Source organism: Paraburkholderia sp. NPDC080076, from assembly GCF_050281145.1.
Classification (GTDB): domain Bacteria; phylum Pseudomonadota; class Gammaproteobacteria; order Burkholderiales; family Burkholderiaceae; genus Paraburkholderia.
On sequence record NZ_JBNNWQ010000008.1, the window covers coordinates 154,690 to 169,451 of the forward strand.

Genomic DNA, 14,762 nt, shown 5'->3' on the forward strand with positions numbered 1-14,762 from the left:
ACGCGCCAACGCGCCGCTCCCGTTGCTTATTTTGACGCCGCAACGATCATGCCGGGCCCGTCCGACGGGCCTGCCGCGCCCGCCGGCGCCGACCTGCGCGCGGCGGCGGCGCAAAAAAGCGCGGCATGCCGCCGCCGCGCTTTTACAACCACCGGTAAATGTCAGATTTGGTCCCACGCCCGCCAACGCGGGCTTACTCTGCCGGATGCGCCGCCGGGTCGGCGCCCGTCTGCGTCAGATCGTGCTGGATCGCTTGCAGGAGTTCTTCAAGCAAACCGATATCGAAAGGCTTGGAGAGCACACGCACATCCACGTGGCGCGCCCGGTCGAGTTCTTCCGCGTAGCCGGTGACGAGAATGACCGGCAGTTTGGTCTCGAATGCGAGCACCGCCTCGGCCAGATCGATGCCGTTCATGGTGCCGGGCATATGGATGTCGGACAGCACCAGATCGAACGGCAGCGGTTCGCCGGTGCGCGCTTGCCGCGCGTGGGCGTCGTCGAACAGGCGCAGCGCGGTGTCGGCGTTGAAGACGCACGTGACCTGATGGCCCATCATCTGCAGCAGGGCTTCGGTGCCGGCTGCCACTTCCTCGTTGTCTTCGACCAGCAGAATGCGCAAGCCCGGCGGCGCGCCGTTCTCCTCGGCGCCGGTTTCGGGCGGTCCGTCGACCTCCGGCTCAGCCGTGGCGCGTGGCAGATAGAGACGCACGGAAGTGCCCGCGCCGACCGCGCTGTCGATCGCGGCGAGGCCGCCGGAACGCTCGCAGAATGCGAAAACCTGCGGCAAGCCGAGGCCCGTGCCCATGCCTTTCGGCTTGGTGGTGAACAGCGGTTCGAAGGCGCGCGCGAGCACGTCGGGCGCCATGCCCACGCCGGTATCTTCTAGCGACAGTTGCACGAAGTCGCCCGTCAACGGAAAGCCGTCTTCGTGCCGGAACTGAATATTGGTGGCGCGTACCGTGAAGCGCCCGCCGTTCGGCATGGCGTCGCGCGCGTTCACCGCGACGTTGATGAGCGCCAGCTCCAGTTCCGCGACGTCGACGCGCATCGGCCAGATCTCGACGCCGATATCGATCACCAGCGACACCTTCGCGCCGAGCGAGGCGCGCAGCAATTCGCGGCAGGCCGGCAGCCAGCGTTCGAGCGACAGCGTCTCGTTGCGCAGCGGCTGCTTGCGCGCCACGCCGAGCAATTGCCGCGTGAGCGACTGGCCGTTCTTGAGCGCCCGCTCCATTGCCGACAACTCGCGGTCCAGACCCGTCACGCCGCGCCGCCGCGCAATCTGCACGTTGGCCGAGAGGATCATCAGCAGGTTGTTGAAATCGTGCGCGACGCTGCCGACCAGCGTGCCCAGCGCTTCCATCTTGCGCGACTGGCGATACGCCGATTCGATCGAGCGGCGCATGGACGCTTCGGCCTGCCAGCGCTCCCACGCCTCCTGTTCGGCGCCCAGGCGGCGCAGCGACAACCAGATCACGCACCACAGCGCGATGGACGGCGTGAACATCGACAGGATCAGCACGCCGAGATGCCGGTACCACGCCGCCCAGATCGCCGAGGCCCGATAGCCGCACACCACGTAGACGGGATACGAACCGACGTGACGGAACGCGAGAATCAGATCTTCGCCGTCGACATTCGAATGCATGCGCACCACGCCGGCCCGCCGTCCCTGCGCGAGCGCTTCGGCGAACGGCGTTTGCGGTGCCATGGCAGTGGGCTCGCGCGGCGTGCGCGGATAGTGCGCGAGGATCGAGCCGTCCGTGCGCACGAGGCTCATGGTCATCGGCGTGCCGCTGTTGTTGCCGCCGAGCAGTTCGCGGTAGAACGCGTCGAAATAGCTCGGCCGCAGCGCAACGGAGACCACGCCGGCGAACGAGCCGTCGGCGGCGGGCCGTTCGACGCCCATGTTGAACACCTGTTCGCCGGCCACGTGTCCCGTCATGACTTTCGACACATGCTCGAGATCCTTGCCGTCGCGAATGCCGGTGAAATCCTCGCGCTCGCCGACCGAGATGACCGGCGACGGCAGGTAGCGGCTGCTGGCGAGCAAGGCGCCGTCGCGCCCGAAAATCGACACGGCGGCCACTTGCGGATAGCCGCCGCCCATGACGCGCAGCTTCTCGTGAATGGCGGCTTCGCGCTCGCGAATGCCGTCGTCGTCCAGACCCTCGGTCAGATCGACGATGCGCGCATCCAGCGTCTCGTTCATGTCGAACACTTTCAGCGCATGCTCTTCCGCGATCCGCACCGTGCGCAGCGTCATGTCGGTGGCGTCGGCCTCGCGTGTGCGCAGATCGCTGAGCGCCATGGCCGCGACATACACGCAAGGCAGGACGATCGCAGCGATCAGCAGCGCGATCAACGTGATGCGCCGCACCTGAAAATTCTGTTCCGGCACGGCGGGGAACAATGCCTCGTCCTGCCGGTGAGAGGCAAGGCGGCTCGCGGGCGGCGGTTCGAACCGGTCTGGTGTCATTGTCGGTAATGCGAAGGTCGTTCGGGACAGAGGCCGGGAGTCAGCATCATACGAGAAGCATAGACACGGAGCGGCGGTAGAAGTTACCCGCGGCAAACGGACCGCCTCGGGCGGCTGTCGGACCGCCCATCGACTGACGACTCAATTGTCTGCTTTTTAAAACAGCGACGAATCGAGAAGCGCAAACGTACACAAAAGGATGGAAGTAAAAGAATCCCTTCCAAATCTACCAAAAGATTTTCAAAAATGGTATTTAATGGGAAAATCTCTTTAATGAAAGTGAAATTGGCGAGTTGCCTTTCCGCCGTTTTACTTCGAAAATCAGCGCCATGATAAAAATGCGTCCGCCATGTTCGGACGCATCTGCCGCGAGGGCACCCAGCCAGGCCATGCGTACCACGCGTGGCGGAAGGCGTTCGCGGAATCACGTGCGCGGCAAGGGACCAGCCCGATCCACGAAGCCGCGCAGATTCATCTACGGGGTAGGCTTCGAACATGCCGGTCATAGCCGTCGTCCACCGTGCGCGTACGCTTTCAGGCGTTCCCACCGGTTCCGTCCAACGCGCCTCGCCGCGCGCGCTCCCCGCTCGCCTGCAATCCGCATTTCAGCAAGCTTCAGCCGACTTTGACGCTGGTCGACAGACTTCGCGCTAAAGAATCCGCCTCGATCCGCCGTTAACGCGAATGAGCTAATTCCGCTTTCCGACCCGCCCATGCCTTTGCCCATTGTGATCGCCGATGATTCATTGCTTGCCCGCAAAGTGCTCACCAAGGCATTGCCGCCGGACTGGGAGGTCGACGTGTCTTACGCATCGAACGGGCGCGAAGCGCTCGCTCTGTATCGCGAAGGCAAGGCGTCGGTGATGTTCCTCGACCTGACCATGCCGGACATGACCGGCTATCAGGTGCTGGAAGCGTTGCAGCACGAGGATCTGAACACCTTCGTCATCGTCGTCTCCGCCGATGTTCAGCCGATGGCGCAGTCGCGCGTGCGCGCGCTCGGCGCCGTGGCCTTCATCGCCAAGCCCGTGACGCCCGAGGCGGTACTGCCCATCCTCAAGGAGTACGGGTTGTATGTCTGAGCCAGTCCTCAACGAAGATCAGCGCGACGCGCTGCAAGAGGTCGCCAATCTGGCGATGGGTCAAGCCGCGACACGTCTGGCGCGGCTGCTCGATGCGTTCATCGAATTGTCGGTGCCGCGCGTGAAGGTGGTGGCGGTCAGCGAGGCGGCGCAGGCGCTGCGGGAGATGACCGGGATCGAGGACACGGTGAGTGCGGTGCGCCAGGGCTTTCGCTCCGATATCAAGGGCGAGGCGCTGGTGATCTGCCGCAGCGACAGCATCGAGCAACTGTGTGCGCTCGTCAGCGACCCGTACTCGCGCTCGTCCTACGAAGCGGTGAGCCAGACAGAGCTGGTGTTCGATGTGGCCAACGTGCTGACCGGCGCCTGCGTGTCGTGCATTCTCGACCAGCTCGGCCGCACACCGATCTTCTCCGCGCCGGGTTTGCTCGGCGAAGCCATGACGCTCGACGAGGTCTTCCAGCCCGGCGTGCTGCAATGGGAAGTGGCCTTGCTGGTCGAAGTGAATTTCGCGCTCGAGGACCAGAGCTTCCGCGCGCACCTCGTGATGCTGATGGCCGAAGAATCGATTCGCCACATGAACGGCGCGCTCGACGCGTTGCTGTCGAGCCTATGAATGTGCCCGTGGACTCGTTGAGCGACCTGGTGGTCGAACGTGTCGGTTTCGGCATTTTCGTGCTGGATCGCGACATGAACGTGCTCATGTGGAACCGCTTCATGCAGGATCACAGCGGACTGACGCCGGACCAGGTGGTCGGCAAGTCGCTCTTCACGCATTTTCCCGAACTGCCGCGCGTGTGGCTGGCACGCAAGATCGAAAGCGTGTTTCAGCTCGGCAGTTTTGCATTCAGCTCGTGGGAACAGCGCCCGTATCTCTTCAAGTTCGATCACGACCGGCCGATTACCGGCGGCGTTGATTTCATGCAGCAGGACTGCACCTTCATGCCGCTCATGCGCGAGCGCGAAGTGGTGGCCGTGTGCGTGACCATTTCCGACGTCACGCACGTGAGCATCGTGCAGCGTGAACGCGAAGAGGCGGTCGCGAAGCTGCAGGAATATGCCGATCGCGACGGCCTGACCGGCATTGCCAACCGCCGCTTCTTCGAAGCGCGCCTGCGCGACGAATACACGCGCTGGCAGCGCTACGGCGGCGATATGTCGGTGCTGCTGTTCGATCTCGATCACTTCAAGAAAATCAACGACCAGTTCGGCCACGGTGTCGGCGACACGGTGTTGCGCGTGATGGCGCAGCGCGTCGCCGAGGTGGTGCGGGCGCAGGATACCTTCGGGCGCTTCGGCGGCGAGGAATTCGCGTTGCTGCTGCCTTGCACGCCGCTCGACGACGCGATGCGCGTCGCGGAAAAGATCCGCTGCACGATCGCCGACACGCCGGTCGAAGTGCAGGGTACGAGCGTGCCCGTGACGGCGAGCGTCGGCGGCGCGTCGGCGCGGGTCGGCGTGCCTTCGTATGACGTGCTCATCAACGAAGCCGACGCCGCGCTGTATAGCGCGAAGCGGCAAGGGCGCAACCGCTCGGTCGGGTTCGTCTAACGCCGCCCCACAGCGGCGTTGCGCCTCGCCAGAGGCGCCGTACAGGCCACAGTGGATGGCGTGAAGCGCACTGTCTGACCCGCTTCAGGCTTCCTTCCGGCCCCTTATCCGCCGACGAAACTGCGGCATCTCACAAACGTTGATATACTTTTCGCCGTTTCCGGCCTCCCAGCCGGGTGTTTCGCGCGTGTCCCCGCGCGCGTGCCGCCGGCCCTGCGGGCAGGCATAAAACTTCTTGAACGCCTTTCAGCGGGCGCCTCCAGCGGAGATCGTCTTGGCTGTTTCCAATCTTGTCGTGGACGATACAGAAATCGACGCCGCTGCCGCCACATCCGGCAGCTCGTTCTATCTCGCAATGCGCATCCTGCCGGCGGCGCAGCGCGACGCGATGTATCAGGTCTACGCTTTCTGCCGCGCTGTCGACGATATCGCCGACAGCGACCTGCCGCCCGCCGAACGCGCCGCCGCGCTCGAACGCTGGCGTGCCGATATCGACGCGTGCTACGCCGGCGCGCCGCGCGCTTCGCTGCGCGCGCTGACGCGGCACATTCACACGTTTCATCTGCAACGCGACGATTTTCACGCGATGATCGACGGCATGGCGATGGACGCCGCCGCCGACATCTGCGCCCCCGACGAAGAGACGCTCGACCTCTATTGCGACCGTGTCGCCAGCGCGGCGGGCCGCCTATCGGTGAGGATATTCGGGATGCAGGAAGAGCCCGGCCGTTTGCTCGCACACCATCTGGGCCGCGCGCTGCAGCTCACCAACATCCTGCGCGATATCGACGAAGACGCCGGCATCAATCGCTGCTATCTGCCGCACGAATTGCTGGCGCGCGAAGGCATTGCGGTGACGAGCCCCACGCAGATCGCCGACGACCCGTCGCTGCCGCGCGTGTGCGCCACGCTCGCCGAGCGGGCCAAGGAACACTTCGCCGCCTCCGACGCGATCATGGACCGCGAGCCGCGCAACCAGGTGCGGGCGCCGCGCATCATGTCGGGCGTGTATCGCGTGCTGCTCGAACGGACGCTGGAGCGCGGCTTCGACATTCCGCGCACGAAGGTCAGCAAGCCAAAGCTCCGCATGCTGTGGATCGTCGCGCGTTACGCGCTCTTCTGAGCTGATGCAAAAGCTCGTACATGTGGTCGGCGCGGGCCTTGCCGGTCTGGCCGCCGCAGTGCAGTTGCAGCGGCGCGGCGCGCACGTCGTGCTGCATGAAGCGGCTGCCCAGGCGGGCGGCCGTTGCCGTTCGTACTACGACTCCAAGCTGGGCGCGACGCTCGACACCGGCAATCACATGGTGCTGTCGGGCAATGCCGCGACGCTCAACTACGCGCGGGCGATCGGCGCCGCCGACGAACTGGTCGGCCCGGCCCAGCCCGAATATCCGTTCGTGGATCTGGCCACGCGGGCACGCTGGACCGTGCGTCTGTCGCCGGGACGCCTGCCGTGGTGGATCTTCGACCCGAACGCGCGCGTGCCGAACACCGGGCCAGGCGACTATCTGGCGCTCGCGCCGCTGCTGTTCGCCAAACCCGGGCGCAGCGTCGCGCAGACCATGCGCTGCAACGGACCGCTGTGGGACCGTCTGCTGCGGCCGCTGTTTCACGCCATGCTGAACGTCGAGCCGCGCGAAGCGTCGTCGGAACTGACGGGCGCCATGGTGCGCGAGGCGCTGCTTGCCGGCGGCCTTGCGTGCCGGCCGCTGGTGGCGCGCAACGGGCTGGGCAGCGCGTTCGTCGATCCGGCGCTGCGGCTGTTGCAGCACGGCGGCGCGGCGATCCGGCTGGGCTCGCGCCTCGACGGAATCGTCTTTGCCGCCGACAACCGCCGCGTGCAAGCGCTGAATTTCGCCGCCGAAAGCATCGCGCTCGACGCGAATCAGGCCGTGATTCTCGCGGTATCGCCGGAAATCGCGCAAACGCTCGTGCAAGGTTTGCGCGCACCGACGCGCTTCGCGGCGACCGTCAACGTGCATTTCGCGGTCGAGCCGCCGTTTGGACTGCCGCAGGTCACCGGGCTGCTCAACGGCACGGCCGAGTGGCTGTTCGCCTTCGAAGGCCGCTTGTCGGTGACGGTGAACGGCGCTGAGCGGTTGCTCGACACGCCGCATGAAGCACTCGCGGCCACCGTCTGGGCCGAAGTGGCTCAGGCGGCGAGCTTGCCGGTCGCGCCGATGCCGGCCTGGCAAGTCGTCGTGGAAAAACGTGCGACCTTCGCCGCGCTGCCGGATCAGGAAACGCGGCGGCCCGGCACGCGCACTCGCTGGAATAACTTGATGCTCGCGGGCGACTGGACGGCTACCGGCCTGCCCGCGACGATTGAAGGCGCGATCCGCTCCGGCCAGAAGGCCGCGGATACGTTGCTGAATGAACCGATGGAACGCCGATGAACGATTTATCTCAAGCCCAGCCGCTGGACGCCGTGCTGCCTGATTTCACCGAAGCAGCGCCGGGCGCGTCCGCGCCGGCTGTTGCGGGTGATGTGCCCACGGCATCGCTCGACGCCGCGATCACGCGCGCGACCGATGCGATTCTCGCCGCGCAGAAGGCGGACGGCCACTGGGTCTACGAACTCGAAGCCGATGCGACGATTCCCGCCGAATACGTGCTGCTGGTCCACTACCTCGGCGAAACGCCGAACGTGGAACTCGAACAGAAGATCGCGCGCTATCTGCGCCGCATCCAGTTGCCCGACGGCGGCTGGCCGCTATTCACCGACGGCGCGCTCGACATCAGCGCCAGCGTGAAGGCGTATTTCGCACTGAAGATGATCGGCGACCCGGCTGACGCCGAGCATATGGTTCGTGCGCGAGAGGCGATTCTCGCCAACGGCGGCGCCGAAACCGTGAACGTCTTCACGCGGATTCTGCTCGCGCTGTTCGGCGTGGTGTCCTGGCGCGCGGTGCCGATGATGCCCGTCGAGATCATGCTGTTGCCCATGTGGTTCCCGTTCCATCTGTCGAAGGTGTCGTACTGGGCGCGTACCGTGATCGTGCCGCTCCTCGTGCTCAATGCGAAGCGGCCGGTGGCGCGCAACCCGCGCCGTGTGCGGATCGACGAGCTGTTCCGCGGCGCGCCGGTCAACACCGGTCCGCGCGATCGGGCGCCGCATCAGCATGCCGGCTGGTTCCGGTTTTTCAGTGGCGTGGACGTGCTGCTGCGCGCCGTCGATGGCCTGTTCCCGAAGGCCACGCGCGAGCGCGCGGTGCGCGAGGCGGTGGCTTTCGTCGATGAACGGCTCAATGGCGAAGATGGCCTCGGCGCGATTTTCCCGGCCATGGCGAATTCGGTGATGATGTACGACGTGCTCGGCTATCCGGCCGATCATCCGAATCGCGCGATTGCTCGCCAGTCGATCGAAAAGCTGCTCGTTATCAAGGATGACGAAGCATATTGCCAGCCGTGTCTGTCGCCGGTCTGGGACACCTCGCTCGCGGCGCACGCGCTGCTCGAAACCGGCGAGGCGCGTGCCGAACAGGCCGCCGAACGCGGACTCGCGTGGCTGCGTCCGCTGCAGATTCTCGATGTGCGCGGCGACTGGATTTCGCGCCGTCCGAATGTGCGGCCGGGCGGTTGGGCGTTCCAGTACAACAACGCGCACTACCCGGACGTCGACGATACGGCGGTGGTCGTGATGGCGATGCAGCGCTCGGCGACGATTACGCAATCGGATGTCGATCGCGAAGCGATTGCGCGAGCGCGCGAGTGGGTGGTCGGCATGCAGAGCAGCGACGGCGGCTGGGGCGCGTTCGAGCCGGAAAACACGCAGTACTACCTGAACAACATTCCGTTCTCGGATCATGGCGCCTTGCTCGATCCACCGACCGCGGACGTCTCGGGCCGCTGTCTGTCGATGCTCGCGCAACTCGGCGAACTGCCGCAGAACAGCGAGCCGGCGCAACGCGCGTTCGCGTACATGTTGAAGGAGCAGGAATCGGATGGCAGCTGGTACGGCCGCTGGGGCCTGAACTACATCTACGGCACGTGGACCGCGCTGTGTTCGCTGAACGCCGCCGGCATGCGGCACGACGACCCGCGCATGATGCGCGCGGCGCAGTGGCTCCTGTCGATCCAGAACGAAGACGGCGGCTGGGGCGAGGGCGGCGAGAGCTACAAGCTCGACTACCACGGCTATGAGCGCGCGCCGAGCACGGCTTCGCAAACCGCGTGGGCTCTCATGGGCCTGATGGCGGCCGGCGAGGTCAATCACGAAGCGGTCGCGCGCGGCGTCGCGTATTTGCAGCGCGAACAGCGCGAGCACGGCCTGTGGGACGAAACGCGTTTCACCGCGACGGGCTTCCCGCGCGTGTTCTATCTGCGCTATCACGGCTATCGCAAGTTCTTCCCGTTGTGGGCGCTGGCGCGCTTCCGTCATCTGAAGCGCAACGGCCTCACGCGCGTCGCGGTCGGGATGTAACGGATGCCGCTATCCACCCCGCCGTCAGCCGATGACGGCCGCAGTCCCTTGCCGGTGATCGTAGTGACGGGCATGGCGTTCGAGGCGCGCATCGCCCATGGCGAAGGCGTCGAGGTCGTCTACGCGGCGCGCGCCGATCTGCTGGAGCGCGCGTTGAGCGCGGCAGTGGCGCGAGGCTGTTCGGGCATCATCAGTTTCGGCACGGCGGGCGGTTTGGCTCCGGATCTGCAACCGGGCTCGCTGATCGTTGCGGATGCCGTCGACGGGCCATTTGGGCGCCTCCAGACCGATCGGCCATGGTCCGACAGGCTCGCAGCTGCGCTGGCGGCCGGGCCGCTCTCCGCGCGTTTGCGGCGCGGTCTCATGGCGGCCGTCACCGCGCCGCTGGTAACGGCGGGCGACAAGGACGTGCTGCATCGCTCGAACGGCGCTTTGGCGGTGGATATGGAATCGCACATTGCCGGCGCGAAGGCTGCCGCGCATGGGGTTCCGTTTGCCGTGTGCCGCGCGATCGTGGATCCGGCGTGGCGCACGCTGCCTTCCGCCGCGACCGCCGGCCTGCGCGACGACGGCAGCACGGCGCTCGGGCCGATTCTGCGGGAATTGATCCGGCAGCCGTCGCAACTCGGCGCGCTGCTCCAGCTTGCCGTCGACGCTCGGGCGGCGCGCCTCTCGCTGGTCCAGGCACGGCGCGCGATGGGCGAGGCCGGGGCCTTGCGCATGGCCACCATCTGAAGCGCGCGTCACGACGGCGCTGTCCCTTCTATTCAGTAGATATTGAAATACTAGGGAAAACCCTTACATTTGGTACAATGTCAGTGTTAACCCTAGGTCGTGCTGCCAAGCGCGCGGCCCAGGTGCCTCGAACACGGAGTACCGAATGAATTTTCACACCAGAAAGTGGGTCAAGCCCGAAGATCTGAACCCCAACGGCACGCTGTTCGGTGGCAGCCTTCTGCGCTGGATCGACGAAGAAGCCGCGATTTACGCCATCTGCCAGCTCGACAATCAGCGCGTCGTGACCAAGTTCATGTCCGAGATCAATTTCGTCAGTTCGGCGCGGCAGGGCGACATCATCGAACTCGGCATGACCGCCACGCATTTCGGCCGCACCTCCATCACGTTGCGCTGTGAAGTGCGCAACAAGATCACGCGCAAAAGTATCCTGACCGTGGAAAAGATGGTGTTCGTCAATCTCGACGAAAACGGCGAGCCGGCGCCTCACGCGCGCACGCGGATCCGTTATGCGGATGAGGCGTTTGCCCGCTATCGCGAGAATTCGCGGCCGGTGCCGCAAGGCGCGGTTGCGGTCGAAGAAGAGCGGGTTGCGTCGCGCGCCGAGGTGGATAGCCTGCATTGAGCCGGTTGATTGGCTCTAACCCAGGCTGCGGCGCGTTGCACGCCGAAGTTGTAGCTTGTCCTGTCTTGGCCGGCGTCTAGCTCGGCTTTACGGGGCGCCCGTTCTGGGCGCCCCGCCTGAATCCCGATACTTATTGCGTCACCGGCGCTGAGGCCGGCTGGGTGCTGTCGGCCGGCGCTGCGGAAGGCGCCGCTGGCGGCGTCGGTGCGGCCGTGCCTGAAGCGCCGTTGGGTCCCGCAGCCGGCGCGGCCGGCTGAGTCGAGCCCGCTGCGCCGCTCGCGGGCGTCTCACCCGGATCGGTGGAGTTGGGCACGCCTGCCGGGGCGCCCGTGGCGGCGCCAGAGGCCGCATTCGGGGCTTCCGCGGCGTCGCCCGGATCCGCGTAGTTCGGCAGAGCGCCTGCTGCCGGCGCGCCCGCTGCGGGCGCCGACGAGGCGCCGGAATCGCCCTGATCGTCATAGTTCGGCAGCGGCGCCGAGTTGTCGCTGGTGCCGCGCAGACGCGCACGACGTTGTTGCGTGTAGGCGTCGCGCACGAACGAGTACTTGTCCAAGGCAGCCTGTTGCAGCAGGTCCGACGCACCCAGCAGGTCGGAGCGCACGCTCACGAACTGCAGCACGTACAGCGGATTGCGCACCGCCGGCTCCATGTAGTTCAGCGGGTTGAACTTCACGTCGACGATAAGCCCCATGCTGTCACGCACCGTGCTCGGGCCGAACAGCGGCAGGACCAGGTACGGGCCCGACGGAATGCCCCAGTGACCCAGCGTCAGACCGAAATCCTGATGATGCTTGGGCAGCCCGGCCGGCGTCGCCCAATCGAGCAGGCCGCCCAGACCGAAGGTCGAATTGAACGCGAAACGGACGAAGTCCTCGGTCGCGTCGGTGATCTTCAACTGCAGCAGCGCATTCGCGGCATTGGTCAGATCGCCCAGATTCGAGAAGAAGTTGCTCACGGCGGTGCGCAGCGGTTGCGGCGTCACCTTCTGGTAACCCTTCGCCACTGGAACGGCGACATAGCGGTCCAATCCGTCGTTGAAATTGAACACGGCCCGGTTCATCGGCTCGAGCGGGTCGCCGGGCTTACGGTCGGGGCCGGTGGCGCAGCCAGAAATGAAACCGGTGGCGACGAGTGCCAGCGCGGTGTTACGCAGCTTCATGCTTATATTCCTTTTTGCTCCGCGCGACGTGAGCGCGGCTTGCCCATCAACACGGGTTGAAACACCACTGCGCCGATCAGTGTGCAGAACAACGAGAGCGCCAGCAGGCGCCCCATACTGGACGTCCCCGGATGGTGCGACAGCCAGAGGCTGCCGAACGCCGTCGCCGTGGTCGCCGCGCTGAACAGCACAGCGTGCGTCAGGCTCGACTGCAGGAGGCCAGTCTGACCGTGGCGCCACGCCATCACGAAGTAGATCTTGAACGCTACGCCGACGCCGAGCATCAGCGGCAAAGCGATGATATTCGCAAAGTTCAGCGGCATGCCGAATACCACGCACAACTCGAGCGTCACGAGCGCCGATACCAGCAGCGGAACCAGCGTGCGCAACATGTCGCCGATGCGCCGCAGCGCGATCCACAGCAGGATCGCAATCGACACGAGCGCGTAGCCGGCGGCCTGCAGGAACGCCTTGATGATGGTGTCGGCCGAATGCAGGATCGAAATCGGCCCGCCGATCGCGCCCGGCTCCGCCTTCTTCACCGCGTGGGCGAAGTGCGCGAGCATGACGTCGTCGTTCGGATCGGTGCCGGGTTTCACCTTCGGCGAGATGTCGACGAGGGCGCGGCCGTCTTTCGAGACCCAGCCTTTGGAGATTTCCTTGGGCAGATTCTCACGGGTGATCTCGGTGGGTTGCAGCAGGTTGGCCAACTGCTTCAGCGCAATGCGCAGCGTGTCGGACATCGCGGTTTCGGCGCGATCGCGCGTGGCCGCATCGGCGGCGGCTAACTTCTGCAATGTGGCGGACAGATGCTTGGCTTCGGCGGCGCCCGGGCCCGGGTGATCGTCGGCGGCGAGCGAGAGCTGGTTCGACGCGCGCTTGAGCGCGGCGACGCGCACCGCGTCCGTCGCTTGTGGCGCGGGTTGTTGCTGCAGCGCGGGCAACAGCTGCTGCGCGGCACTCGCAATCAGCATCAGCTTTTGCTGCTGGTCGGCGGGAACGAAGGTGTCGAGCGTATTGACGCGGCCCACTTCCGGCAACATACGCAGACGCGCGGCCATGCGGTCGGCGTCGGCGAGCGACGGTGCCAGCACATGCACGTTGTTGACCGCCGCTTCCGGCGAATCCTTCAGCGACAGCAGTGTCGCCATCGACTCCGTGTGCGGATCCTTCAGATGCAGCGGGTTGAAGTCGAAGCGCAAATGCGTGAGCAAGGGCGTGGCGCCGATCACGACGATCAGCGTGCCGATCAGCACCGGCTTGCGATGTTGGTCCAGGAAATCGTCGACGGGCGCGAGCCGCTTGAAGCCTGGCGAACCGGCTTCGCCGGGCGGCCGGAAGATCTTCAGCAGGGCCGGCAGCAACGTCATGTTGGTGAAGTACGCGACGAACATGCCGACGCCCGCGATCTCGCCCAACTCGGACACGCCGCGATAAGCCGTCGGCAGGAACGAGAAGAAGCTCAACGCGACGGCGACCGCCGCGAGCGTGAGCGGCACGCCGATGCTGTGCGACGTATGCATGAGCGCGGCGGAAAGACGATTGTCGCGATTGCGCTCCTCGCGATACTTGACGCCGAACTGCACGCCGAAATCGACCCCGAGCCCGACGAACAGCACCATGAAGGCGACCGAAATCATGTTGAGCGCACCGACCAGCATCAGGCCGAGCGCCGCGGTGATCGCGAGTCCGACGAACAGCGTGATGAACACGGCGGCGATCATGCGGCCCGAGCGCAGGGCCAGCCACAAAATGATCAGCACGACGATGAAGGTGCCGATGCCGTTGAGCACCGCGCCGTCCTTGACCGACGCGAACTCTTCGTCCGCGAGCGGCTGTTCGCCCGTCAGACGGACAGTGGCGCCGAAGCGCGAGTCGAGGTGCAGCGCGGCGGCGGTGTCGCGGATCGACTTCGAGGCCGTCGCGCCCGGCTCCAGCGCGTCGTAGTTCACGACCGGCTGCACGATGACGAAGGCGCGCGCCGGCTCGGTGGCCGCGCTCTTGTCGACCAGCGCACGCCACGAGAAGGCGGCCGGCTGCCCGGCCAGCACGCGGTCGAGCGTGGCCGCGCTTTGCGATAGTAGATGGCTCATGTCGCCGAGCTTCACCTGACCCAGCTGAAGCGGCAGCAACAGACTCGTGGTCAGCGTACCGGCAAGGCCGGTCAGGCTGGGATCGTGGGCGAGAGCGTTGACGAGCGGGCGCGACTGGACGAGTTGCGAGGTGGTCGACATGACTTCGTCGGTCGATGGGAACAGCAGACCGTTGTGTTCGAAGAACGGACCGCCGGCCGGCTGCGAAACCGCTACGAACTCCTTCGGATCGGCCTTGAGCGCCGTGGTCAGGGCTTGCGCGGCGGCGTCGGCGAATTCCGGCGCGCGCGCTTCGACGACCACCAGCACGGTTTGACCGCGATCCGGGAACGCCTGGTCCATGGCATTTTCGAGCGACGACCATTGCTTGTCCGTCTCGACGAGACGGCTGATGTCCGTGTTGATCTTGAAGTTATAGACGACGTAGAAACCGCTCAAAACGGCGAGCACGAGCGACAGCGCGACGATCCTCATCGGATGACGCACTGAATAGGCGACAAGACGGACAATAGATGACTTCAGCATGTAGGCGAACGTGGCCTTATCACGGTTTTTGTTTTTGACGAAAGTGCACAAGTATACAGAGCCGGAGGGCTCAGTCTCCGGTTCGGTAGC

At 65.5% G+C, this 14,762-nt stretch carries 11 protein-coding genes; 8 read left to right on the forward strand and 3 right to left on the reverse strand.

Annotated features, from left to right (window positions below; all coding sequences use genetic code 11):
- Positions 1 to 193: 193 nt before the first annotated feature.
- On the reverse strand, positions 194 to 2,479 hold the full coding sequence (locus ACQKRQ_RS28465) for a hybrid sensor histidine kinase/response regulator (protein WP_132383376.1): 2,286 nt from the start codon (positions 2,477 to 2,479) through the stop codon (positions 194 to 196).
- Between the two features lie 713 nt (positions 2,480 to 3,192).
- Between ACQKRQ_RS28465 and ACQKRQ_RS28470 the strand changes: the two genes are divergently transcribed.
- The 8 genes from ACQKRQ_RS28470 (at position 3,193) to ACQKRQ_RS28505 (ending at position 10,895) form a co-directional block, all read left to right on the forward strand.
- Positions 3,193 to 3,561, forward strand: a complete 369-nt coding sequence (locus tag ACQKRQ_RS28470) for a response regulator (RefSeq protein ID WP_132383375.1) — start codon at positions 3,193 to 3,195, stop codon at positions 3,559 to 3,561.
- On the forward strand, positions 3,554 to 4,177 hold the full coding sequence (locus ACQKRQ_RS28475; RefSeq protein WP_132383373.1) for a chemotaxis protein CheC: 624 nt from the start codon (positions 3,554 to 3,556) through the stop codon (positions 4,175 to 4,177). Before ACQKRQ_RS28470 ends, ACQKRQ_RS28475 begins: the two co-directional genes overlap by 8 nt.
- Positions 4,174 to 5,112, forward strand: coding sequence for a sensor domain-containing diguanylate cyclase (locus ACQKRQ_RS28480; RefSeq protein ID WP_132383371.1), 939 nt, complete (start codon positions 4,174 to 4,176; stop codon positions 5,110 to 5,112). The genes ACQKRQ_RS28475 and ACQKRQ_RS28480 overlap by 4 nt, the downstream gene beginning before the upstream one ends.
- Before the next feature lie 274 nt (positions 5,113 to 5,386).
- Entirely contained in the window at positions 5,387 to 6,235 is an 849-nt protein-coding gene (gene hpnD / locus ACQKRQ_RS28485; protein WP_132383369.1) for a presqualene diphosphate synthase HpnD, read from the forward strand.
- Between the two features lie 4 nt (positions 6,236 to 6,239).
- Complete coding sequence (gene hpnE / locus ACQKRQ_RS28490) at positions 6,240 to 7,508, forward strand: hydroxysqualene dehydroxylase HpnE (protein ID WP_427481006.1); 1,269 nt, start codon at positions 6,240 to 6,242, stop codon at positions 7,506 to 7,508.
- Entirely contained in the window at positions 7,505 to 9,535 is a 2,031-nt protein-coding gene (gene shc, locus ACQKRQ_RS28495) for a squalene--hopene cyclase (protein ID WP_427481007.1), read from the forward strand. Before hpnE ends, shc begins: the two co-directional genes overlap by 4 nt.
- Positions 9,536 to 9,538: 3 nt before the next feature.
- Entirely contained in the window at positions 9,539 to 10,270 is a 732-nt protein-coding gene (locus ACQKRQ_RS28500; protein WP_427481008.1) for a phosphorylase, read from the forward strand.
- Positions 10,271 to 10,415: 145 nt separating this feature from the next.
- Entirely contained in the window at positions 10,416 to 10,895 is a 480-nt protein-coding gene (locus tag ACQKRQ_RS28505; RefSeq protein ID WP_427481009.1) for an acyl-CoA thioesterase, read from the forward strand.
- Positions 10,896 to 11,025: 130 nt separating this feature from the next.
- On the opposite strand, the gene ACQKRQ_RS28510 is transcribed toward ACQKRQ_RS28505, so the two are convergent.
- Both ACQKRQ_RS28510 and ACQKRQ_RS28515 read right to left on the reverse strand, forming a co-directional pair.
- Complete coding sequence (locus ACQKRQ_RS28510) at positions 11,026 to 12,054, reverse strand: MlaA family lipoprotein (protein ID WP_427481010.1); 1,029 nt, start codon at positions 12,052 to 12,054, stop codon at positions 11,026 to 11,028.
- 2 nt (positions 12,055 to 12,056) lie between these two features.
- Positions 12,057 to 14,672, reverse strand: a complete 2,616-nt coding sequence (locus tag ACQKRQ_RS28515) for an MMPL family transporter (protein WP_427481011.1) — start codon at positions 14,670 to 14,672, stop codon at positions 12,057 to 12,059.
- Between the last annotated feature and the right edge of the window lie 90 nt (positions 14,673 to 14,762).

Coding starts and splice junctions, on each gene's coding strand:
- ACQKRQ_RS28465 (WP_132383376.1), bottom strand. CDS start 2,479: ATGACACCAGACCGGTTCGAACCGCCGCCCGCGAGCCGCCTTGCCTCT.
- ACQKRQ_RS28470 (WP_132383375.1), top strand. CDS start 3,193: ATGCCTTTGCCCATTGTGATCGCCGATGATTCATTGCTTGCCCGCAAA.
- ACQKRQ_RS28475 (WP_132383373.1), top strand. CDS start 3,554: ATGTCTGAGCCAGTCCTCAACGAAGATCAGCGCGACGCGCTGCAAGAG.
- ACQKRQ_RS28480 (WP_132383371.1), top strand. CDS start 4,174: ATGAATGTGCCCGTGGACTCGTTGAGCGACCTGGTGGTCGAACGTGTC.
- hpnE (WP_427481006.1), top strand. CDS start 6,240: ATGCAAAAGCTCGTACATGTGGTCGGCGCGGGCCTTGCCGGTCTGGCC.
- shc (WP_427481007.1), top strand. CDS start 7,505: ATGAACGATTTATCTCAAGCCCAGCCGCTGGACGCCGTGCTGCCTGAT.
- ACQKRQ_RS28500 (WP_427481008.1), top strand. CDS start 9,539: ATGCCGCTATCCACCCCGCCGTCAGCCGATGACGGCCGCAGTCCCTTG.
- ACQKRQ_RS28505 (WP_427481009.1), top strand. CDS start 10,416: ATGAATTTTCACACCAGAAAGTGGGTCAAGCCCGAAGATCTGAACCCC.
- ACQKRQ_RS28510 (WP_427481010.1), bottom strand. CDS start 12,054: ATGAAGCTGCGTAACACCGCGCTGGCACTCGTCGCCACCGGTTTCATT.
- ACQKRQ_RS28515 (WP_427481011.1), bottom strand. CDS start 14,672: ATGCTGAAGTCATCTATTGTCCGTCTTGTCGCCTATTCAGTGCGTCAT.